This is a genomic window from Rhodococcus sp. IEGM 1354, assembly GCF_030056855.1.
GTDB lineage: Bacteria > Actinomycetota > Actinomycetes > Mycobacteriales > Mycobacteriaceae > Rhodococcoides.
This window is the reverse complement of the sequence record NZ_JASHKT010000005.1, coordinates 119826-142367: the sequence shown is the minus strand read 5'-3', so window position 1 is coordinate 142367 and position 22542 is coordinate 119826. Positions and strand designations below refer to the sequence as shown.

The window sequence follows — 22542 nt, the reverse complement described above, 5'->3', positions numbered from 1 at the left end:
GGGTCGAATGAGTTCCGACAGTCTGGTTCTACTCGGCCCGATCGTTCGTTATGTCGGCACCGAGACCGCGACCCTGTGGTTCGAGATGGCGCACCCCTGCACAGTCACCGTCGTCACCGATGTCGGCGTCCGAGCATCGGAACGAACGTGGGGAGTGCACGGTCACCACTTCGCGCTCGTTCCACTCGAAGGCCTGCCCGCCAACGCGCCGGTGAGCTACGAGGTGTTCGTCGACGAGCACAGGGTGTGGCCGGAGGACGGCCAGCGGGCCAGCATTCACACCGTGGACGCAGAGGGGCCGGTCACACTCGCGTTCGGGTCGTGTCGGCGCGGCGACGACTACAGCGAGGAGTCCCTGAAGACGATCGGTGCCGATGCACTCGCCGGGCTCGGATCCGTCCTCATCGAACAGGATCCGGGTCAGTGGCCCCAGGCCCTGTTGCTTCTGGGTGACCAGGTGTACGCCGACGACCCGTCGCCCGAGATAGTCGAGCGACTGCAGGCGCGACGGAAGTCGGGAGAGGGACCGTCCAGTGCCGTCGGCACCGACGCGGAGAACGAGATCTGCGACTTCGAGGAGTACTCCTGGCTGTATCGGGAATCGTGGGGACTCGAGCCGGTGCGGACACTGTTGGCGAGCATCCCGTCGTGCATGATTCTCGACGACCACGATCTGCGCGACGACTGGAATTCGTCGGCCTCCTGGCGTCGTGACATCGAGACCCGGCCGTGGTGGAACGATCGCGTGATCGGGGCCTACTCGTCGTACTGGGTGTATCAACATCTGGGCAATCTCTCGCCGAAAGAACTGGCGGGGGACGAGATGTACGCCGCCGTGCGCTCCGCCGAGTCCGATGCAGATCGCGAGAAACTGCTGGCCGACTTCGCGTTGCGCGTCGATCGGGCTCCCGAGACCGGCCGGTGGAGCTTCTATCGGGATTTCGGCGACACCCGTCTGATCATGATCGACTCGCGGTGCTCACGAAATCTCGATCCCGACAACCGCGAGATGGTCGACGAGAAGGAATGGGCGTGGGTCCGCGAGCGCGCCCTGGAGACGACGCCCCGACACCTGCTGTTCGGATCGTCGCTGCCGTACCTGATGCTGCCGGCTCTGCATCACCTCGAACAGTGGAACGAGGCCGTGGCACAGGGGAGTTGGGGGCCGAGGTCGGCCAAGCTGGCCGAAAAAATGCGGATCGGACTGGACCTCGAGCATTGGGCCGCATTCACCAACTCGTTCAACGACATGGCCGCCCTGACGCGTGAGCTCTCGCGCGGTGACGACAAGCCTGCGTCGATCATGTGGCTCTCGGGAGACGTGCACTGCTCGTACGTCGCGAACGCCGACTTCGGTGTTGGTGGGCGGGACGTGCCTGCGACGTATCAGCTGACCATGTCTCCGTTCCGCAACCCTCTGGATCTGCCCATTCGCGTGGTCAACAAACTGGCCGTCAAACGGCCTGCGGCGAGGATTCTGTCGAAACTGGCGCGGTCCGCCCATGTGGGCCCGTCGGGTGTCGAGTGGCAGGCCGAGGCAGGCCCGTGGTTCGACAACGGTGTCATGCTGCTGACCCTGCACGGCGACTCGGCGCGACTGCAGGTCCACCATGCCCACGTCGACGATGCCGGGAAGCAGGTCCTGACACGAACGTCCAGCCTGGCGCTCGCCTAGAACAGGCTCCTCGCCGGCTCGGGTGAAAACGATTGGCCATCGAGGGGCTTATGGGGTTGGCTGGTTCGTTGTGGCCCATCTCGAACTCAACGACATCGTGTACTTCCTGCCCGACGGACGGCAGCTGCTCAACGGCGTCGGCTTCCGGGTGGGCGACGGCGCCAAGACCGCACTGATCGGACCCAACGGAACCGGTAAGACGACGTTGACGCGCATCGTGGCGGGCGACGAGGCTCCCGACGAGGGCGCGGTGTCGAGCTCCGGTTCGCTCGGGGTGATGCGGCAGTTCGTCGGGCAACTGCGAGACGACTCGACCGTGCGGGACCTGTTGCTGTCGGTCGCGTCCCCGGCCGTGCGGTCCGCAGCTGCTGCGCTCGACGCCGCCGAGAACACGATGATCGAGGTCGACGACGAGAAGACCCAGATGAAGTACGCGCAGGCCCTGTCCGATTGGGGCGACGTGGGCGGCTACGACCTGGAACCGTTCTGGGACAAGGTGACCACGGCTGCGCTCGGTATGCCGTTCGATCGCGCGAAGTGGCGCGCCGCCTCGACGCTCAGTGGCGGTGAGCAGAAGCGGCTCGTGCTCGAGTCGTTGTTCGCCGGCACCGATGATCTGCTGCTGCTGGACGAGCCGGACAACTACCTCGACGTGCCCGGCAAACGGTGGCTGGAAGCAACGATTCGCGACTCCGACAAGTCCGTCCTGTTCATCAGCCACGACCGGGAACTCATCGCCAACGCTGCCAATCGGATCGTGACCCTCGAGCCGGGGGTGAGCGGGGCCACCGCGTGGGTGCACGGCGGTGGGTTCGCGACGTATCACGCAGCGCGGGAAGACCGGAACGCGCGGCTCGACGAACTGCGCAGGCGGTGGGACGAGGAATTGGTCAAACTGCGCGCGCTGGTGTTGCGTCTGCGTGAGAAGGCGAAGTTCAACGACGGCGTCGCCGCCCGCTACCACGCATCGCAGACGCGACTGGCCAAGTTCGAAGAGGCCGGACCGCCCGAGGCCGTGCCGCTCAAGCAGCACGTCACCGTCCGGTTGCGCGGTGGTCGAACGGCCAAGCGTGCGCTCGTGTGCACGGCCCTGGAACTGACCGGCCTGATGAAACCGTTCGACACCGAGATCTGGTACGGCGATCGCGTGGCGGTATTGGGTTCCAACGGCTCGGGCAAATCGCACTTCCTGCGTCTGCTCGCCAACGGCGGCACCGATCCCGAGAAGGAGCACGAACCGGTTCAGGAACTCGCACTCGCGCCCGTTCCGCATACCGGGACAGCGGTACTCGGGGCCCGGGTACGGCCCGGTCTGTTCGCGCAGACGCACACGCGTCCGGACCTTGCCGGCAACACGCTGCTCGAGATTCTTCACATGGGCAACGAGCACCGGGACGGCATGGGCCGTGAGGCTGCCGGGCGAGCGTTGGACCGATACGGTCTGGCCCGCGCGGCCGAACAGTCCTACGACAATCTGTCGGGCGGGCAGCAGGCGCGTGTGCAGATTCTCCTGCTCGAGCTCTCCGGTGCCACTCTGCTGCTGCTCGACGAGCCGACCGACAACCTCGACCTGATGTCGGCCGATGCGCTCGAAGACGCCATCGCGGCATTCGAGGGCACCGTGATCGCGGTGACACACGACCGGTGGTTCGCCCGCAGTTTCGATCGATTCCTGGTGTTCGGTGCCACCGGGCAGGTTTACGAAGCAGCCGAGCCCGTATGGGACGAGAAGCGAGTCCAGCGCGCGCGGTAGCGTTTCCTCTCGTGAACGCGACTGACTCTCCCTATCTGGTCGGCCTGAATCTCGAAGGGCGGCGCGTCGTCGTGGTCGGTGGCGGCACCGTCGCGCAGCGTCGACTACCGCTGTTGATCTCGTCCGGAGCAGTGGTCCACGTGATCACCCGCGAGGCCACTCCGGCCGTGGAGGCAATGGCGACGGCAGGGCAGGTGACGCTCGAACTGCGCGATTACCGCCACGGCGATCTGGCCGACGCCTGGTACGCCATCGCCTGCACCGACGAGGCCGAGACCAATATCGCCATCGTCGCCGAGGCGACCGCGTCCAAGATTTTCTGTGTCCGTGCCGACATCGCCAAGGACGGCACAGCCGTCACTCCGGCGTCGGCCGAATGGGACGGCCTCACGCTGGGAGTGCTGGCAGGCGGCGAGCATCGCAGATCGGCCGCCGTGCGCAATGCCGTCGTCGAGGCGCTGCAGTCCGGCGTCGTGGCCGACTCGGCGCACGCGCCGCTGACCGGTGTCGCGCTCGTCGGCGGCGGACCGGGCGACCCCGATCTGATCACCGTCCGGGGCCGCAGACTGCTGGCGTACGCGGACGTCGTGGTGGCCGATCGGCTGGCTCCACCCGAGTTGCTCGCCGAACTCGGACCACACGTCGAAGTCATCGACGCCTCGAAGATCCCGTACGGCCGGGCGATGGCGCAGGAAGCCATCAACCAGGCGCTGATCGACGGTGCCAAGGCCGGCAAGTTCGTGGTTCGGCTCAAGGGCGGTGACCCGTACGTCTTCGGTCGCGGTTACGAGGAACTCGAAGCGCTGGCCGCCGAGGGCATTCCGGTCACCGTGGTACCGGGCATCACCAGCGCGATCTCGGTTCCGTCCTCGGCCGGAATCCCGGTGACGCATCGCGCCGTCACCCACGAATTCGTCGTCGTGAGCGGTCACGTGGCCCCCGATCATCCCGATTCTCTGGTCGACTGGGACGCGTTGGCCAAGCTCAAGGGCACAATCGTGTTGCTGATGGCCGTCGAGCGCATCGGGCTGTTCGCCGATGTACTCGTGGCGGGCGGCCGCCCGTCGGACACCCCCGTCATCGTCGTTCAGGAGGGCACCATGCGCACCCAACGTGAAGTTCGGGCCACGTTGAGCACCGTTGCCGACGCGGTCCGCGAGGCCGAGATCAGGCCGCCGGCGATCGTCGTCATTGGCACCGTGGCCGGGTTCTCTGTAAACGCCGGTAACGTGAACGCTCGTGCCTGAGTCATCGATGTCCAACACCTCCGCCACCGAGATCAAGTACCCGGTGACGACCCGAGCATTCGGGATGGCGATCATCGTCCTGAGCGGGCTGCAACTGATGGTGGTTCTCGACGGCACCGTCGCCAACCTGGCCCTGGCTCCGCTGCAGGCCGATCTGGGTCTGTCCGACGCCGGGCGCAACTGGGTGTTGACCTCCTACGCATTGGCATTCGGTGGGCTGATGTTGCTCGGCGGCAGGCTCGGCGACGCCTTCGGGCGAAAGAAGATGTTCCTCGCCGGCGTCGTCCTGTTCACGATCGCCTCGTTGCTGTGCGGACTGGCAGTCAACGAAGCCACACTCGTTGCGGCGAGGGCACTGCAGGGGGTCGGTGCCGCGGTGGCGTCGCCCACGGCATTCGCGCTGGTGGCCACGACGTTCGCGCCGGGCCCGGTGCGTAATCAGGCCATCGCCATCTACGCCGCCATGACCGGTGTCGGGTCCATTGCCGGGCTCATCATCGGCGGCGCTCTGACCGAGGTGTCGTGGCGCTGGATCTTCCTGATCAACGTACCGATCGGCATCGTCATCGTCGTGCTCGCGGTCGTGTCGCTGCAGGAGACCGTCGGGGCGAAGCTCGCCCTGGACGTGCCGGGTGCGATCCTGGCGACCCTGGGCTGCACGGGTGTGGTCCTCGCGCTGAGCGAGGGCACCGAACTGGGCTGGTCGAGCCCGATCGTCATCGTGTCGTTGATCGCCGGACTGCTGTTCCTCGGATTGTTCCTGTTGGTCGAGCGACGGGCAGAGAACCCGCTGCTGCCGTTCTCGTTGTTCGTCAGTCGCGATCGAGTGGCGACCTTCGTCGCGATCTTCTTCGCCGGCGGGGTCATGTTCTGTCTCGCGGCGTATGTGGCGTTGTTCGTGCAGGACATCCTGGGCTACAGCCCGCTGCATGCCGGCCTGGCGTTCGTGCCGTTCGCCTTCGGTCTCGGTGCCGCGGCGTTCCTCGCGTCGCAACTGGTGACCCGGATCGCTCCGCGCTGGCTGATTCTGTGTGGTGCGGTCATCATGGTTGGCTGGCTGCTGGTGTCCGTGACGACGATGGACGCGGATTCGGCGTACTTCCCAGGGTTGTTCTTCCCGGTGATCGGCATCGGTTTCGGCGTCGGTCTGACGGTCGTGCCGCTGCCACTGTGCGCCATCGCGGGCGTGAGCCCCACCGAAATCGGTCCGCTGACGGCAATCTCGCTGGTCGCTCAGACCCTCGGCGGTCCTCTGGCACTCGCCGTCATCGGGGCACTGGTCACGTCGCGAACACTGTCACTCGGCGGCATATCCGGGCCGGCGACTCTTATGAACGACAGTCAGCTCGACGCACTGAGCTCCGGGTACATGTTCGCGCTGTTCTGTTGCGCAGTCTGCGCCGTGATCGCCGGCATCGCCGCACTGTTCATTCGATTCACCCCGCAGCAGGTCGCCCAGGCGCAGGCCGCGCAGGAAGACGCTCAAAAGGGCTGACGAGCGGGGCCGATCAGACTCCCAGTACGGCCTTGGCGATGAGGAAGTAGACGATCAGGCCGGTCGCATCGCAGAAGGTCGAGATGAAGGGCGTCGAGAACACCGCGGGGTCGACGCCGATCTTCTTGGCGATCAGCGGCATCGCACCGCCGACCGTCGCCGCGAGCGTGCAGATAGACAGCAGCGTCGTGCCGATGACCAGGCCCAGGTGCCAGTCGTAGACGAGTCCGGCGATGACGAACCCCAACGTCCCGAGCATCGCTCCCATCGTCGCGCCGACCCGGACCTCGCGAAACAACACAGCGGCGATGTCGCGCGGGCGCACGTCACCCAGGGCGAGCGCGCGGGTCACCGTGGTCGCGGCCTGCGAACCGGTGTTTCCGCCCGTGCCGGTGAGCAGGGGAATGAACAGCGCGAGGGTCACCACCGCGGCCAGTGCATGCTCGAAGATCTCGAGAACCTGCACGGTGAGGATGGCCGACAGCGCCAACACGAGCAGCCAAACCACGCGCGAACGAACGATGGACAGGACCGGCGTCGACAGGTACGGCCGACGCAGCGGTTCTGCACCGCCCGCCCTGGCGGCGTCCTCGTCCTCGGCCTCCTCGAGAATGCGAGACGACTGCTCGAGGGTGAGGATGCCGATCAGGCGCTGTTCGGAATCGACCACCACCACCGCCGGACTGCGATGCTCGAAGCACAGACGTGCCGCGACCTCCGCCGACGAGTCCGCCCGCACCACCGGATGCGACGAATGGAGCTCTCCCACCGGCGTGGTCGATTCCGCCGTCGCGAGATCGGCGAGCGTCACCACACCGAGCAACGTGCGACGGTCGTCGGTGATGGGCAGCAGGTACACCGATTCTGCGTCGGGACCGGTCCGTCGCACCGCGTCGAGAGCCTCGGCTGCCGTCGTGTCGCTGCGTAGGCGCACGTACTCCGGACTCATTCGACGGCCTACCGAACCGCGGTCGTAGCCCAGCATCGGTGCGGTGAGCGCCCGTTGGGCGGGCGACAGGCCGAGCATCATGCGATGCGCGATGTTGGAGGGCAGCTCGTCGAGCAGTTCCACTCGGTCGTCGGGGTCGAGGTTCTCGAACAGGGCGATGACGTCGTCGCTACGCAAACTTTCGAACAGCTCGCTGCGAATGGTCGCGTCGAAGCGCTCGAACACGACCACGGCGTCGTCCTTTGGCAACAGCCGAAACAGAACCGCCCGTTGCGCCGAGTCGACCCGTTCGAGCATTCTGACCGCGTTCGTCGTGGACAGACCCGCCATCAGGGTCGACAACGCGGCCACGTCGCGCTCGGCCAGTAGTTCCGATGTCCTGGTCACGATGTCGTCGAGAGTCTCGGGCACCGGTACATTTTGCCTTGCCGGCGGTCGTCGACCGACAGAGGTCGCTACTCCGGAACGACGTCCCAGTGCTCGACGATGGCGCCGTCGAACCGGAAGATGTCTCCCGCGACGAAGGGGTCGGATTCTGCTGCGCCCGGCGCTTTCGCGAACGTCCACACCAGATCGCCGTCGGCCAGCGAGACGACCGATTCCGAGGCAGGGAACTGCGCGCCGCCGGCGAAGAACTGTTGCAGTGCCGCGGTGCCGTTGCCCGCAATCGGATTGTGTTGCAGGTAGGACGGGTCGAAGTCGGTCCCGAGCACGGACGCGTCGTGTTCGCGGAAGAGCGCGTCGTAGGTAGCCGTCACCGACATGCGTCGGTGCTCTTCCTCGTCCTCGGTCGGCTCGGTGGGCGCGGTCGGGTAGCGGTAGAGGTCACTGAACATGGTGTTGCCGCTCATCGACGTGGCCGGCACGGATTGCGTCATGGCCCAGTGCTCGGTGATCTTGCCGCCGTCGAAGGCGAAGAGGTCGATGTTCGCTTCACCGGTGGTCTCGGATGCCGGATCAGCGGTGGCCTGCCAGTGCACTGCCACCCATCTGCCATCGGCCGCGACATGCTTGACGACGGCTCGTGCACCGGGAATCCGTGTCCGGGTGGCCTCGAATCGGGCGACGATCGCGTCGGGCCCCACCTCTGGTCCAGGTCGATCGACGGCGTTCTCCGCCACGACCGACGCGGCGGCGGCGGGTTCTTCGGCCGTGAATGCAGATTCGAAGAGCGTCAGCGCTGCTTCTTCGTTGCGTGATTCGGTGACGCTGTCGGAGCGGTCGTCGGGCGACTGCGCGGCTACGGCGACGTCCTTCGGCTCCGGGGTGGACGGCGACGTACCGCACGCCGTGATGGCGGCCAGCGCGACCAGAACGGGCACGGTGAGTCGAGCAGCTGCGTGTGTTCGGTTCATGTCTGCTCAACTGACTTGAAGCTACAACAGTTCCCGAATCGGCCGACGAACCTCGTGCGATGTATTAGCGGGACAGATCGGCTCGGTCGGCCGCGGCTCGTCCGGAGTCCCATCCTTCGGCATCGAGGCGCGGGCCGCGCATCGGCTTGGCGGTGGGAAAGAGGCGGTCGAACTCCGCTTCCACGGCAACGGTCTGTGCCGCGAGAATCGGCAGCAGGTCGCCCGATTCCTCTCTCGCCTCGTCGAGGGCATGCGCGTCGGCATCGATGAGACGATCTCCTATGCGGATGGCGTAGGCGTAGAGGAACGCCTTGCCGAATGCCGCCGAGCCGGCCTTCTTTCGCTTCTTTGCTTCCGGGGAGTGACCGAGAGCTCGGGTTGCCTGCACCAGCAGCGAGGTGAAGACGAGCTCGGCCTGTTCCACGTCCACCGGCGCGCCCACCAGGGTCGCGACGGCGTACTCCGCGTCCCAGATCGTCTTGACCCGGTTGGCGGTACCGGCGACGTGCAAGAGCTGGGCTTTGGCGGGTGCGTGCGGACCGTCGATGTGCACCCGTCGACCGCGAACGTCGAGATGACCCTCGGCCAACAGCAGCGTGTCGATCGAGTATCGCGTCATCAACTCCTGCGCCTTGGCGGTCAGCGTTTCGGCTTCCTCCGCGAAATCGGTGGCATCGGCCTTGGCCAGCAGACCGCGAATCTTGGCCAGCATCTTGCTGTTCGGTGAATCCGCGCCGGTGGTCGTCGGCACCGACGAGCGTGTGCGGGGCCACTGCGAAGGCTTGGCACCCAATTGCGGCCAACGGGGGAGGGTTTGCCACTGGCCGAGCAGAGTGAGTACATCGAGCCACTGATCACTGGCGGCGATGTAGTCGGACTTGCCGGATGCCATGAGGTACGCCGTGAGAAAGTCTGGAGTGGCGTCGACGCGGGCTGCCACCGTCGGGAACTGTTCGCAGATCGCCGACATCTGATCGACCCAATCGCGCGGGGCGCGGGAATCCGCTTCGACGAGATCGGCATGGTGCAGCAGGGCCGCAGCCGCGAGATTCGTCACTGCCACTGTGTGCTGACGCCGGACCACATGCATCAGATCCAGTGGCTGCCAACCGTTCTCGTACAGGGTGCCGATCATGTTGGTCAGTGCCAGCGTGCCGAGTTCGTTCGCCTGCATCGAGACCAGTCGGTCGGCGATGTCGTCGGCGATGCGTTGACTCTTGTTCTTGCCGACCGATGCGTCGGCTCCTTGTCGCAGTAGTTCCGGAACGGCGCTCATTCGGTGAGCACGATCAGTTCGGTGTCCGACGCCACTTCGACTCGAAGACCCGCCTTCGACGCTACGCGCGCAACAGCTTTCACATCTTTGGGCTCGGCCGTGGTCAGGGTCAGCGCGCGGGCGAGCAACCCCTTGTGATGTTTGTTGAAGTGGCTCACCACCGATCGGCTGCCGTCGGGCTTCTCGGTGAGCACCGTTGCCGTGATCGCACCGGGGATGGGCCCGAGCTGTTGATAGGTGCCGGACCGGAGGTCGACGACGATGCCCTCGTCCTCGGCGAGGATCGCGTCGGACAGTTCCGGCTTCCAATGTGATCGCAGTGTGCCGAAGTCGGGAATCGTCGATCCGCCCGAGAGCCGGTAGGCCGGAATCGGGTCGGACGCGCGGACGGCCCCGAACAGTGCCGACCCGATCCACAACCTGGCATCGGCACGGGCACGTCCGGCACGGGTGAAGGTAGACGCCCCCAGAGCGTCGTAGAGCACTCCGGTGTACCGGCGCAGGGCCGGAGTGGTGGGCGAGGTGAACAAACGAGCGTTGCGTTCGATCTCGTCCACCTGGGTCGGACCGAGACCGAGAGCGGTGATGGACGCGTCCAGGTCATCGGAGAGCCGAACCAGGGCGTCGGCAAGCGTTCGTCGGAGCGGAAGCAGGGACGGCAACGACAACCGGTCCAGATCGAGAGGTGCCCCGGAACCGCCGTCGGACTTCGTCTCGGAGGGAGGCAGCAGAATCAGCACGGGGGTCAAGGCTACTCACTTCGCGGCCGCCTACCCGCAGGCGCTGCACCACCGACTAGTCTGACAACCCGTGATCACCCGTCTTTCGCAGCTGTTCCTTCGTACCCTTCGCGACGACCCGGCCGACGCCGAGGTCGACAGCCACAAGCTGTTGGTTCGCGCCGGCTACGTTCGTCGTATCGCGCCGGGCGTCTATTCGTGGCTGCCGCTGGGTCTCCGGGTGCTGCGACAGGTCGAACGCGTCGTCCGCGAGGAAATGAACGCCATCGGGGCGCAGGAAATTTCGCTGCCCGCCCTGCTGCCGCGTGAGCCGTACGAGACGACGAAACGGTGGACCGAATACGGGGACGCACTGTTCCGGTTGCAGGACCGCAAGGGCAACGACATGCTGCTCGGTCCGACCCACGAAGAGTTGTTCGCGCTGACGGTCAAGGCCGAATACAACTCCTACAAGGACCTGCCGGTCACGCTGTACCAAATTCAGACCAAGTATCGCGACGAGGAGCGTCCTCGCGCCGGCATTCTGCGCGGACGCGAGTTCGTCATGAAGGATTCCTACTCCTTCGACATGGACGAGGACGGACTGAAGAGGTCCTACGCCGCACACCGCGACGCCTACCAGCGCATCTTCGCCAGGCTCGGGGTCAGCTACGTCATCGTCGCCGCGACGTCCGGCGCGATGGGCGGAAGTGCGTCCGAGGAATTCCTGGCCGAGAGCGACATCGGCGAGGACACCTACGTTCGGTGCATCGAATCGGGATACGCGGCCAACGTCGAGGCCGTCACGACCCCGGCACCCGACCCCATCGCCATCGAGGGGCAGCCTGCCGCGGTCGACTACGAGACGGGCAACACTCCCACCATCGCGACGCTGGTCGAGTGGGCGAACGGCGCAGATCTGGGCCGTACCGTCACCGGTGCCGACACGCTCAAGAACATCCTGCTCAAGGTGCGGTCCGCCGGTGGCGAGTGGGAGCTGCTGGCCATCGGCCTGCCCGGTGACCGTGAGGTGGACGAGAAGCGCCTCGAAGCATCGCTCGAGCCTGCCGAATTCGCCTTGCTGACCGACGCGGACTTTGCTGCTCATCCGTTTCTGATCAAGGGCTACATCGGGCCACGTGCGCTGCAGGCCAACGGAGTTCGCTACCTCGTCGACCCCCGGGTGGTGAACGGAACATCGTGGATCACCGGTGCCGATGTGCAGGGCAAGCACGTGGTGAACCTCGTGGCCGGTCGCGACTTCGTTCCCGACGGCACCATCGAGGCCGCCGAGGTGCGTGACGGCGACATGTCACCCGACGGACAGGGGCCGCTGGTCAGTGCTCGCGGAATCGAGATCGGGCACATCTTCCAGTTGGGCTACAAGTACACCGATGCATTCTCGGTCGACGTACTCGGCGAGACCGGCAAGCCCGTTCGACTCGTACAGGGTTCCTACGGCGTCGGTGTCTCCCGTCTGGTCGCCGTCATCGCCGAGCAGATGCACGACGACAAGGGCCTTCGGTGGCCGTCGGAGGTAGCACCTGCCGACGTACATCTGGTGATCGCGAACAAGGACGAGGCCGCGCGAGCCGGTGCGGAATCCATTGCGACGCAACTCGACTCGCAGGGCATCGAGGTGCTCTTCGACGACCGCAAGGCCTCGCCCGGTGTGAAGTTCAAAGACTCCGAACTGATCGGTGTTCCGCTCGTCGTCGTTCTCGGCCGCGGTTGGGCCGATGGCAAGGTCGAAATCCGGGACCGATTCTCGGGTGAGAGCCGTGAACTCGACATCGATTCCGCGGTCGACGAGATCGTCGCCGCGGTGCGCACCACCGCGTAACAGTCCGACCCCGATCTCTCCACGCTCGATCTCCCCACGCGCCGGTCTACTCGCTGGTAGCTTCGGTTCACACGACTAGGAGAGGTCACACCGTGGCTCAGTTTGCGCTGTTCGATCCGACAACTTTCGATCCCGCCGAGCTGGACGAGGAATCCCGTCGTCAGCTCCGCGCACTGATCGATTGGTTCGAGGATCGCGGTAAGGCCAGGCTGCTCGCCGACGATCTCGAGGGAATCTGGCCCGCCGACTTCCTCGAGTTCGTTGCAGCCCAGAAACTGTTCGCCACGTTCTCGACGCCGGGCGAGTATGCGAACGGGTTGCCCAACGCACGTTGGGACGCTGCCCGCAACGCTGCTCTGAGCGAAATTCTCGGGTTCTACGGCCTGGCCTACTGGTACACCTGGCAGGTCACCGTGCTCGGCCTCGGCCCGATCTGGATGAGCGACAACGACGACGCCAAGCGCAGGGCCGCGCGAGAACTCGACCGCGGCGGCGTCATGGCATTCGGATTGTCCGAGCGGGCACACGGTGCCGACGTCTACTCCACCGACATGCTGTTGACGCCCTCCGTCGACGGAGCCGACACCGTCGAATTCACGGCATCGGGGGAGAAGTACTACATCGGTAACGGCAACGTGGCGGGCATGGTGTCGGTGTTCGGTAGGCGCACCGACATCGACGGGCCGGAGTCGTACGTCTTCTTCGTCGCCGACAGCTCGCATCCCGCGTATCGGTTGCGTGAGAGCGTCGTTCACGGCCAGATGTACGTCAGTACGTTCTCGCTCGAGAAGTATCCCGTTCGCCGCGAGGACATTCTGCATACCGGACCCGACGCGTTCTCGGCTGCACTGAACACCGTCAACGTCGGAAAGTTCAACCTCTGCACCGGCTCGATCGGCATTTGCGAGCACGCGTTCTACGAGGCGATCACACACGCCAACAATCGGATTCTGTACGGCAATCGTGTCACCCAATTCCCCCATGTGCGCAGTGCATTCGTCGATGCCTACTCGCGGCTGACCGCCATGAAGCTGTTCAGCGCGCGTGCGCTGGACTACTTCCGCGCTGCGGGTCCCGGCGACCGCCGCTACCTGTTGTTCAACCCCATGACCAAGGCCAAGGTGACATCCGAGGGCGAGACGGTGGTTCGCTTGCTACACGACGTCATCGCCGCCAAGGGGTACGAGAAGGACACCTACTTCCGTGAAGCCGCGCAACTGATCGGAACACTGCCGAAACTCGAGGGAACGGTGCATGTCAACGTCGCCCTGATGCTCAAGTTCATGCCGGCATACATGTTCTCGCCCACCGATCAGGCGGAGGTGACCAGGTTCACCGACGCCGTCGACGACGGGTTCTTCTTCGCCCAGGGCCCCGCTCGCGGCGCGAGTTCGGTTCGGTTCCACGATTGGAACCCGGTGTATCGCAAGCATTCCGGTGTTCCCAACGTGGGTCGTTTCTACGAGCAGGCACAGGCGTTCGCGTCGTTCCTCGCCGAGTGCGCCCCCGACGAGTCGCAGCAACAGGACCTCGACTTCCTGCTCGTGGTGGGACATCTGTTCTCCCTCGTCGTCTACGGCCACCTGATCCTCGAACAGGCCGACGAGATCTCCACCGACATGCTGGACCAGATCTTCGACTTCCAGATCAGGGACTTCTCCGGCTACGCCGTCGCGCTGTACGGAAAGCCGTCGTCGACCGATGCGCAGCAGAAATGGGCGCTGGACGCCGTACGCAAGCCGGTGGTGGACGCAACAAGATTCGAGACGGTCTGGAACGACGTCGTCACGTACGACGGTCGGTACGAGATGCGTCCCTAGGCTTCACAGCTGTCCGGAATCGGCTGGGACGAGCTTGGTTCCGAACGCGCACATCGTCATCTCGTGCAGCCCATCGCTGTCCTCCGGATGCTCCGGTGCTTGCATCGACAACAAGACGTTGAGCAGCATTCCGTGCGCGATGAACTGCCGAGCCTGATCTTCCGAACACCCGGTTCCGCTGCGGATCTGGTTGTAGATCGCGCCCATTCCTTCTCGTGCCTGGCGGCCGATCTCGGGTACCGACCCTGCACCGAACCCGTGCATCATGACCATCAAAAGGTCGCGGTCGGCCACCAGTTCGGCGTAGGCACTGCCCAGGTCGGCCCAGGTCTCGTCGTCCGACGGGTCCAGAGGCCCCGAAGTCAGCACAGCGTCGAATGCCGTCATGATGCCGTCGATGGAGCGTTGGAAGACCAGCCGAAACAATTCGACTTTGGTTCCGAACATGCGGACCACGTACGGCTGCGAGACGCCCGCTTCCTTGGCCACCGCATCGGTGCTCGTCCCGGCAAAGCCCCCGCGTGCGAACGCTCGTGTCGCGGCATCGAGGACGAGTTCTCGACGGTCGGCCGCGTCCATTCGGGTTGCTCGGGGCTTGGGCGTAGGAGTGTCGGACATGTTGACAGGTTATCAGTTGATAACTTACGGTCGCATCATAAGTAATCATTCGATGCTTACAAACTCGAGACGGGACGTTCGCCATGACCACTACAGCCTCTCCGCCTGCAGTGCACCCCGCTGCTCGGTCGATTCCCGTGTGGCTGGGAATCGTCGCCGCATCCCTGCCCATGTTCATGGCGACCCTCGACAATCTCGTGATGACCAGCGCGCTGCCGGTGGTCCAGCAGGATCTGAATGCGTCGGTCGGACAGCTGCAGTGGTTCCTCAACGCCTACACGCTGAGCTTCGCGACGTTCATGCTCACCGCAGCGACCTTGGGCGACCGATGGGGCAGACGCGCGGTGTTCCTCGGCGGGATAGCGATATTCACCGCGGCCTCCGTGGCCAGCGCGCTCGCCACGAGTCCGGCAATGCTCATCGCGGCGCGGGCGATACAGGGCCTCGGTGCCGCCGCGATCATGCCGTTGTCGCTGGCTCTGCTCGCAGCTGTCGTCCCGGTTGCCAAGCGCGCCATGGCAATCGGAATCTGGGGCGGTGTCTCGGGCCTCGGTGTGGCGCTCGGGCCTGTCGTCGGTGGTGCGGTCGTCGACGGTATTTCCTGGCAGGCGATCTTCTGGATCAACGTCCCGGTGGCGCTCGTCGCGGTACCGCTGGCGTACATCGCCCTGACCGAGTCGACGGGACGCAGGCAACCTCTCGATCTGCTGGGTGTGATCCTCGCGGGCGGCGGGGTGTTCTTGCTGGTGTGGGCGGTGGTCCACGGCAACGACGACGGATGGGCATCGACCACCGTGCTCGCGAGCTTCGTCGGCTCTGCGGTGCTTCTCCTCGCGTTCGTCTCCCGAGCACGGCGAACCCCGTTCTCGGTCCTGCCGCTGACGCTCTTCCGGTCACGCAGTTTCACGCTGGCGAACATCATCGGAATCACGTTCTCGCTCGGCATGTTCGGTGCCGTGTTCCTGCTTGCTCAGTACCTGCAGATAGTGATGAACTACAGCCCGTTCGAGGCGGGCCTTCGCACATTGCCCTGGACCGCCGCACCTATGGTGGTCGCACCCATTGCGGGTCTACTGGCCGAGCGAGTCGGCTTGCGCGGCTTGCTGGTGTGCGGACTCGCTTTGCAGTCGCTGTCGCTGGTGTGGATGGCACTGATCCTCGGACCCGACACCGCCTACCTGTCGATGGTTCCCGCGCTGCTGATGGCCGGAGTCGGCATGGGTCTGACTTTCGCGCCCTCGGCGACCGCAGTGTTGCGAGACATGGACGACGACGATCACGCCACGGCGAGCAGTGCGAACTCCACTGTGCGGGAAGTGGGAATTGCGCTCGGAATCGCCGTCCTGACGGCGGTGTTCATCGGAAACGGAGGATCGCTGACCCCCACCGGATACACCGACGCGCTGGCACCCGCCCTGCTCGTAGGCGCAGGGGCAGTGGCGATCGGATTGGTTGCGGCACTGTTCATGCCGGGTCGTTCCGCCGGTCGGGCGGACGACGTGGTCACGGCTGACCGGGGAAGGCCGTCGACGACGGTGTGACGCCGAGGATCTGCTGCCATGTTGCCAGTCTGATCGCGGCCTCGGTCAGTGCCTGGACGCCCATCTCGCGCGTGCCGCCGGATCGACTGCGCTCGACGGCCGAACGCCACGCCACACTCGTGTCGATCTCTGCCTGAACAGCGAGCTGCACAGCCGAGATCGCATCGGTCACCGGAAACGGCGACGCGTATGCCGGATCGGGCAGGGGCGCTGTGACGCTGGCCGCTCGGAGTGCGTCGATGGTCGAGTCTCGACGCGCTCGGTGTGCTGCGGTGCACGCGGCCACCATGTCTGCTCGGGTCGGGTTGGAGAACGCCGCGACGATGCCGTACGCGAAGACGGCTGCGTACTCGGCGACGAGTGCATCGACGAGCCCCTGTTGTTCGGGACCGAGATCGCTCATGCGAGTACCACCTGAGCGAACACCGTGCACGAGGCACTGATCGACCCGAGAAGGCCCGCGCGATAACCGCTTTCGTCGCGGGCTGCGGTCGCCGCACTGCGTGCCGAGGCGGTCAGCGCATCGCGCACCGTGACGAGATCGGGTGGCGGCGCGGACTGGGCCGCGCTGGTGGTCGTCGTGGCAGTTGCCGACGAGGTGTCGGTGGTCGCCCCGGTGGCCCGGGCGATCTCGGTCTCGAGTGCATCCGCATGTTCGGTCCGCTGGGCCGCGACCACGCCGAGAGCTCCTGCGTAATCGGGGGCGACCGCTGCCGCCGAAGACGCAGCCGCGGCGTCGGAGCGAGCGGAGCGCAACTGTGCCGTCAGGGAATCGAGTGCGGGTCCGGAAATTTCTTCCGCGCCGCAGGCCGTGACGGTCGACGCCGTGGCCGCAGTGAGTACGGCGGCACCGGCGAGCCGGAACAGCCCACGTCTGTTCAACGAGAGAGGGGCGGTCGGCGTGGGCACCCCGATATCGTGCCAGACCCTCGACCGTGTCGGGCCTTCGAGGCGACACGCGCCATGCCCATGTGTCGCCTCGGCCGTGCGTGGTCGCGAGCACCGCCTGCGGAGCGGTAGTCTGTTGGTTCACCAAACGCGGTCCGGCGCACCTGTGCCGCACTGCCGACAACTACACACGAGGAGTTCGCGACATGCCTGTTCCGTCCCAGGAAAGGGTTGTCGAACTGCTCGGCGACCTGGTTCGAGATCGGGGCTATGACCTCGAGGACGTGAACGTGGTCGCCGCCGGCAAGCACAGTGCCGTGCGCATCATGGTCGACCGTGAAGATGGCGTCGACCTCGACGCGTTACCGGAATTGAGCCGAGTGATCTCCGATGTGTTCGACGGCGTGACAGATTTCGGCGAAGCGCCGTACACCCTCGAGGTCACCACTCCCGGAATCGACCGTCCGTTGACACAGCCACGGCATTGGCGTCGCGCGCGTGGTCGCAAGGTGCGGATCGAACTGGCCGAGGGCAAGATCGACGGCCGCGTCGGACTTCTCGACGGTGACTCGGTTGCCCTCGTGATCAAGGACAAGGGAGTTCTCTCGACGCGATCGGTCGCGCTGGCCGATGTTGTGAAAGCTGTTGTGCAGGTAGAATTTTCGCGGCCGACCGCAGAAGAGATGGATCTGGCGGGCGGCGTGGTGGGCGGTAGGCCGTCACCCGCGAACACCGACGAAATCGTGAATGTGGAAGCACCGGAAGAAGGGTCGGACAAGTGAATATCGATATTGCAGCTCTGCGCGCCATCGAGGCGGACAAGGGCGTTCCGATCGAGATGGTGATCTCGACGATCCAGACCGCGCTGTTGACCGCTTACCGGCACACCGAGGGGCACCAGTCCAACGCGCGAATCGACGTCGATCGCAAGACCGGTTCCGTCCGGGTGATGGCCAAGGAGTTCGACGCCGATGGCAATCTGATCTCCGAGTGGGACGACACTCCGGAAGGCTTCGGCCGGATCGCTGCCACCACCGCTCGTCAGGTGATTCTGCAGCGTTTGCGCGATGCGGAGCACGAGCGCTCCTTCGGGGAGTACTCGACCCACGAGGGTGAAATCGTCAACGGCGTCATTCAGCGCGATACGCGCGCCAACGCCAAGGGCACCGTCATCGTCCGGATCGGCAGCGAGGCGAACGGGGCCGACGGCCTGCTTCCGCCGGCCGAGCAGGTTCCGGGGGAGACGTACGAGCACGGTGAGCGCATCAAGTGCTACGTCGTCGGAGTCGCGCGGGGTAACCGCGGCCCGCAGATCACGCTCTCGCGCACACACCCCAATCTGGTGCGCAAGTTGTTCGCGCTCGAGGTGCCCGAGATCGCCGACGGTTCGGTCGACATCGTGGCGGTAGCGCGCGAATCGGGGCACCGCTCGAAGATCGCGGTCGCGTCGACGGTCTCGGGCCTGAACGCCAAGGGTGCATGTATCGGGCCGATGGGGCAGCGCGTGCGGAATGTCATGAGCGAACTGGCCGGCGAGAAGATCGACATCATCGACTTCGACGAGGATCCGGCAACGTTCGTCGGGAATGCACTGTCGCCGTCGAAGGTTGTGTCTGTGACCGTGGTGGACGCGGCCGCTCGTGCAGCGCGCGTGGTGGTCCCGGAGTACCAGTTGTCGCTGGCGATCGGCAAGGAAGGGCAGAACGCTCGACTTGCCGCTCGATTGACCGGTTGGCGTATCGACATCCGCAGTGATGCGGCGGCACCCGAGACGACCAGCGCCTAGGGCCGGAATGCGGAGATCGAGGCAATACAGCGGTAGAGTGGTCGATGGTTCGGTAACGACCTCTCCGCTCGGAGACGTGAACGCGAGAATCCGGTTGTGACAAGCCGGCCGATTCGTACATGTGTCGGGTGCAGGGAGCGAGTGCCGGCCGCCGATCTGTTGAGGATCGTGGTTCGAGAAGCTGGTTCGTACGAATTCGCTCTCGTCCCCGACATCCGGCATTCGATGTCCGGTCGTGGTGCTTGGTTGCACTACAACCGAGAATGCCTGCACAATGCGGAACGTCGCCGAGTCTTCGGTCGCGCGTTTCGGATATCGGGAAATGTGGAATCGTCCGCAGTATCGGACGTGCTCGACGAGCACGAACGTCTGTACGGCGAGAACACGACAAGAGCAACACCCGTCGACAAGAACAGGCAACAGCACTGATGAGCACACCGTGAAGCACCAACGATGAACGTCCATCGGAGATAACCCGAGGTCGTGCGGGCACCAAGCCTCGCTCGGCCTCTCAGTGAGGAGAGCAGTGGCAGGCAAGGCCCGCGTGCACGAGTTGGCAAAAGAACTCGGTGTCACCAGTAAGGAACTACTCGCACGGCTCAAGGAGCAAGGCGAGTTCGTCAAGTCCGCATCATCCACAGTCGAAGCCCCCGTGGCTCGTCGACTTCGTGAATCCTTCCCGTCCGCGAACGCGGACGCGTCGGCGTCCGGTCCAGCAGCACCCAACGGTCGCGCAGCGGCCGATCGTGCGTCGGATAATGCCGCAAAACCCGGCACAGCGAAGCCGGGTGGACCTCGTCCCGGCCCCAAGCCGGCCAACCGCCCGGCCGAGCCCGAGACCCCCGCTGCAGAGGCACCCGCAGCACAGGCGCCCGCAGCGCAAGCCCCCGCAGCCCAGGCCCCCGCAGAGGTAGCTCCCGCTGCCCCGTCGGCACCGGCCGCTGCGCCCACACCGGCACCGGCTGCGCCCACCCCTCGTCCGGCAGCACCCGCTGCTCCGGTCGAACAGGCACCGGCCGCGTCGGCCGACGCAGCCGCGTCGGCTCCGGCCGCCCCCAAGCCCGCTGGACCCGGCCCCAAGCCCGGCCCGAAGGCCCCGCGCGTCGGGAACAACCCATACTCCTCGGCTCCTGTGGAACGACCGGCTCCGCGGCCCGCTCCCGGTGCCGGTGCTCCGCGCCCCGGCGGCGGACGACCGGCTCCCGGACAGGGTGGAGCCCGCCCGGCCGCACCGGCAGGCGGCGCTCGTCCGGCTCCCGGACAGGGCGGCCCTCGTCCCGCGCCGGGTCAGGCCGGCCCTCGGCCCAGCCCGGGCTCCATGCCTCCTCGCCCCAATCCGGGTGCGATGCCGACTCGTTCGGCACGTCCCGGCCCCGCAGCAGGTCGTCCCGGTCGCCCCGGCGGCGCACCGGGTGGACGTCCGGGCGGCGGCGGTGGCGGCGGATACCGCGGCGGTGGCGCTCCCGGCGCTCCCGGTGGTGCACCGGCAGGCGGCGCTCCCGCAGGTGGCTTCCGTGGCCGTCCCGGCGGCGGCGGTCGTCCCGGTCAGCGTGGCGCAGCAGCAGGTGCGTTCGGTCGTCCCGGCGGAGCAGTCCGCCGTGGTCGCAAGTCGAAGCGGGCGAAACGCGCCGAGTACGAGAGCATGCAGGCTCCCGCAGTCGGCGGCGTCAGGCTGCCCCGCGGCAACGGCGAGACCATCCGTCTCGCTCGTGGAGCATCGCTGTCGGACTTCGCAGACAAGATCGACGCCAACCCCGCTGCACTGGTGCAGGCACTGTTCAACCTCGGTGAGATGGTCACCGCGACGCAGTCGGTCAACGACGAGACGCTGGAGCTTCTCGGCGGCGAGATGAACTACGTCGTGCAGGTCGTCAGTCCCGAGGACGAGGATCGCGAACTGCTCGATTCGTTCGACCTCACCTACGGCGAAGATGCCGGCGGCGAGGAAGATCTCGAGCAGCGTCCCCCGGTGGTCACCGTCATGGGCCACGTCGATCACGGTAAGACTCGACTGCTCGACTCGATTCGTAACACCACGGTGCGCGAAGGCGAGGCCGGCGGCATCACGCAGCACATCGGTGCGTACCAGGTGTTGACCGAGCTCGAAGGCAACGAGCGTCTGGTGACCTTCATCGACACCCCCGGTCACGAGGCCTTCACGGCCATGCGTGCTCGTGGTGCCAAGGCCACCGACCTTGCGATCCTCGTGGTCGCGGCCGACGACGGTGTCATGCCGCAGACGGTCGAAGCCATCAACCATGCCCAGGCGGCCGACGTGCCGATCGTGGTTGCGGTCAACAAGATCGACAAGGAAGGCGCGAACCCGGACAAGATCCGGCAGCAGCTGACCGAATACGGTCTGGTCGCCGAGGAATACGGCGGCGAGACGATGTTCGTCGACATCTCCGCCAAGCAGGGCACCAACATCGATGCTCTCCTCGAAGCGGTGTTGCTGACGGCCGATGCGTCACTCGATCTGCGTGCCAACCCGGACATGGATGCCCAGGGTGTCGCCATCGAGGCACACCTCGACCGCGGTCGCGGTCCGGTGGCCACCGTGCTCATCGCCCGCGGAACGCTGCGCGTCGGTGACTCGATCGTCGCCGGCGATGCCTACGGCCGCGTGCGTCGCATGGTCGACGAGCACGGCGAGGACGTCACCGAAGCGATGCCGTCCCGGCCCGTTCAGGTCATCGGCTTCACGTCGGTGCCCGGTGCAGGCGACAACCTCCTGGTCGTCGACGAGGACCGGATCGCCCGTCAGATCGCCGATCGCCGTAATGCCCGTAAGCGCAATGCTCTGGCGGCCAAGAGTCGCAAGCGCATCAGCCTCGACGATCTCGATGCAGCTCTGAAGGAGACTTCGCAGCTCAACCTGATCCTCAAGGGTGACAACTCGGGAACCGTCGAGGCGCTCGAAGAGGCCTTGCTCGGTATCCAGATCGACGACGAAGTCGAGTTGCGTGTCATCGACCGCGGTGTCGGTGGCGTCACGGAAACCAACGTCAACCTGGCGTCGGCATCCAACGCGATCATCATCGGCTTCAACGTGCGGGCCGAGGGCAAGGCAACCGAACTCGCCAACCGCGAGGGCGTCGACATTCGGTACTACTCGGTGATCTACCAGGCCATCGACGAGATCGAGAAGGCCCTCAAGGGCATGCTCAAGCCGATCTACGAAGAGGTCGCACTGGGCCAGGCCGAGATCCGCGCGCTGTTCCGTTCCTCGAAGGTCGGAAACATCGCCGGTTGCCTCGTCACCTCCGGTACGATCCGTCGCAACGCCAAGGCGCGTCTGCTCCGTGACAATGCGGTCGTGGCCGAGACCGTGACGATCTCCTCGCTTCGCCGCGAGAAGGACGACGCAGTCGAGGTTCGTGAGGGATACGAGTGTGGTTTGACGGTGACGTACTCCGACATCAAGGTGGGCGATGTCATCGAGGCGTACGAGCTCCGTGAAAAGCCGCGCGACTAGAACAGGTCCGGAGCTGAACAGCTCCGTTCCCGGTCGCGTCGGCTCGGTGGTGAAGCCAGGGGAGTGACACTGCACTCCGGGGACGAGCCGGTGGTGGTACGA

At 65.7% G+C, this 22542-nt stretch carries 18 protein-coding genes; 11 read left to right on the top strand and 7 right to left on the bottom strand.

Annotated features, from left to right (window positions below):
- The first annotated feature begins 7 nt into the window (after positions 1-7).
- From QM588_RS12775 to QM588_RS12760, 4 genes are all read left to right on the top strand, one after another.
- Positions 8-1675 (top strand): DUF7800 domain-containing protein, encoded by a 1668-nt coding sequence (locus QM588_RS12775; RefSeq protein WP_283313779.1) that lies wholly within the window; start codon positions 8-10, stop codon positions 1673-1675.
- Positions 1676-1745: 70 nt separating this feature from the next.
- A complete protein-coding gene (locus QM588_RS12770; RefSeq protein WP_032366426.1) occupies positions 1746-3428 on the top strand; it encodes an ATP-binding cassette domain-containing protein in 1683 nt (560 codons plus the stop codon).
- 11 nt (positions 3429-3439) lie between these two features.
- Positions 3440-4675 carry a uroporphyrinogen-III C-methyltransferase gene (gene cobA / locus QM588_RS12765; protein WP_442972909.1) on the top strand — a complete coding sequence of 412 codons (1236 nt, stop codon included), beginning with the start codon at positions 3440-3442 and terminating at the stop codon, positions 4673-4675.
- 7 nt (positions 4676-4682) lie between these two features.
- Positions 4683-6170 carry an MFS transporter gene (locus QM588_RS12760; RefSeq protein ID WP_032366427.1) on the top strand — a complete coding sequence of 496 codons (1488 nt, stop codon included), beginning with the start codon at positions 4683-4685 and terminating at the stop codon, positions 6168-6170.
- Between the two features lie 13 nt (positions 6171-6183).
- On the opposite strand, the gene mgtE is transcribed toward QM588_RS12760, so the two are convergent.
- The 4 genes from mgtE to yaaA form a co-directional block, all read right to left on the bottom strand.
- Positions 6184-7530 (bottom strand): magnesium transporter, encoded by a 1347-nt coding sequence (mgtE, locus tag QM588_RS12755; RefSeq protein ID WP_052061550.1) that lies wholly within the window; start codon positions 7528-7530, stop codon positions 6184-6186.
- Positions 7531-7574: 44 nt separating this feature from the next.
- Complete coding sequence (locus QM588_RS12750; protein WP_283313776.1) at positions 7575-8474, bottom strand: nuclear transport factor 2 family protein; 900 nt, start codon at positions 8472-8474, stop codon at positions 7575-7577.
- A 64-nt stretch (positions 8475-8538) separates the two neighbouring features.
- Complete coding sequence (locus QM588_RS12745) at positions 8539-9750, bottom strand: DUF2786 domain-containing protein (protein WP_283313775.1); 1212 nt, start codon at positions 9748-9750, stop codon at positions 8539-8541.
- Positions 9747-10490, bottom strand: a complete 744-nt coding sequence (gene yaaA / locus QM588_RS12740; RefSeq protein ID WP_283313774.1) for a peroxide stress protein YaaA — start codon at positions 10488-10490, stop codon at positions 9747-9749. Before yaaA ends, QM588_RS12745 begins: the two co-directional genes overlap by 4 nt.
- A gap of 70 nt (positions 10491-10560) precedes the next feature.
- Here yaaA and QM588_RS12735 point away from each other — a divergent pair, with 70 nt between their 5' ends.
- A complete protein-coding gene (locus QM588_RS12735; protein ID WP_283313772.1) occupies positions 10561-12312 on the top strand; it encodes a proline--tRNA ligase in 1752 nt (583 codons plus the stop codon).
- A gap of 92 nt (positions 12313-12404) precedes the next feature.
- On the top strand, positions 12405-14132 hold the full coding sequence (locus QM588_RS12730; protein ID WP_283313771.1) for an acyl-CoA dehydrogenase family protein: 1728 nt from the start codon (positions 12405-12407) through the stop codon (positions 14130-14132).
- A gap of 3 nt (positions 14133-14135) precedes the next feature.
- Here QM588_RS12730 and QM588_RS12725 read toward each other — a convergent pair whose 3' ends face one another.
- Positions 14136-14750 carry a TetR/AcrR family transcriptional regulator gene (locus QM588_RS12725; protein ID WP_283313769.1) on the bottom strand — a complete coding sequence of 205 codons (615 nt, stop codon included), beginning with the start codon at positions 14748-14750 and terminating at the stop codon, positions 14136-14138.
- A gap of 83 nt (positions 14751-14833) precedes the next feature.
- Between QM588_RS12725 and QM588_RS12720 the strand changes: the two genes are divergently transcribed.
- Complete coding sequence (locus tag QM588_RS12720) at positions 14834-16291, top strand: MFS transporter (RefSeq protein WP_283313767.1); 1458 nt, start codon at positions 14834-14836, stop codon at positions 16289-16291.
- On the opposite strand, the gene QM588_RS12715 is transcribed toward QM588_RS12720, so the two are convergent.
- Both QM588_RS12715 and QM588_RS12710 read right to left on the bottom strand, forming a co-directional pair.
- Positions 16254-16694, bottom strand: a complete 441-nt coding sequence (locus QM588_RS12715) for a ferritin-like domain-containing protein (RefSeq protein ID WP_027496742.1) — start codon at positions 16692-16694, stop codon at positions 16254-16256. The genes QM588_RS12720 and QM588_RS12715 overlap by 38 nt on opposite strands.
- On the bottom strand, positions 16691-17200 hold the full coding sequence (locus tag QM588_RS12710; protein WP_283313765.1) for a hypothetical protein: 510 nt from the start codon (positions 17198-17200) through the stop codon (positions 16691-16693). The genes QM588_RS12715 and QM588_RS12710 overlap by 4 nt, the downstream gene beginning before the upstream one ends.
- Positions 17201-17385: 185 nt before the next feature.
- Between QM588_RS12710 and rimP the strand changes: the two genes are divergently transcribed.
- From rimP to infB, 4 genes are all read left to right on the top strand, one after another.
- Positions 17386-17961, top strand: a complete 576-nt coding sequence (rimP, locus tag QM588_RS12705; protein ID WP_283313763.1) for a ribosome maturation factor RimP — start codon at positions 17386-17388, stop codon at positions 17959-17961.
- Positions 17958-18965 carry a transcription termination factor NusA gene (gene nusA / locus QM588_RS12700; protein WP_283313760.1) on the top strand — a complete coding sequence of 336 codons (1008 nt, stop codon included), beginning with the start codon at positions 17958-17960 and terminating at the stop codon, positions 18963-18965. Before rimP ends, nusA begins: the two co-directional genes overlap by 4 nt.
- 96 nt (positions 18966-19061) lie before the next feature.
- A complete protein-coding gene (locus QM588_RS12695) occupies positions 19062-19394 on the top strand; it encodes a YlxR family protein (protein ID WP_283313758.1) in 333 nt (110 codons plus the stop codon).
- 97 nt (positions 19395-19491) lie between these two features.
- Positions 19492-22440 carry a translation initiation factor IF-2 gene (gene infB / locus QM588_RS12690; RefSeq protein WP_283313755.1) on the top strand — a complete coding sequence of 983 codons (2949 nt, stop codon included), beginning with the start codon at positions 19492-19494 and terminating at the stop codon, positions 22438-22440.
- Positions 22441-22542: the final 102 nt, after the last annotated feature.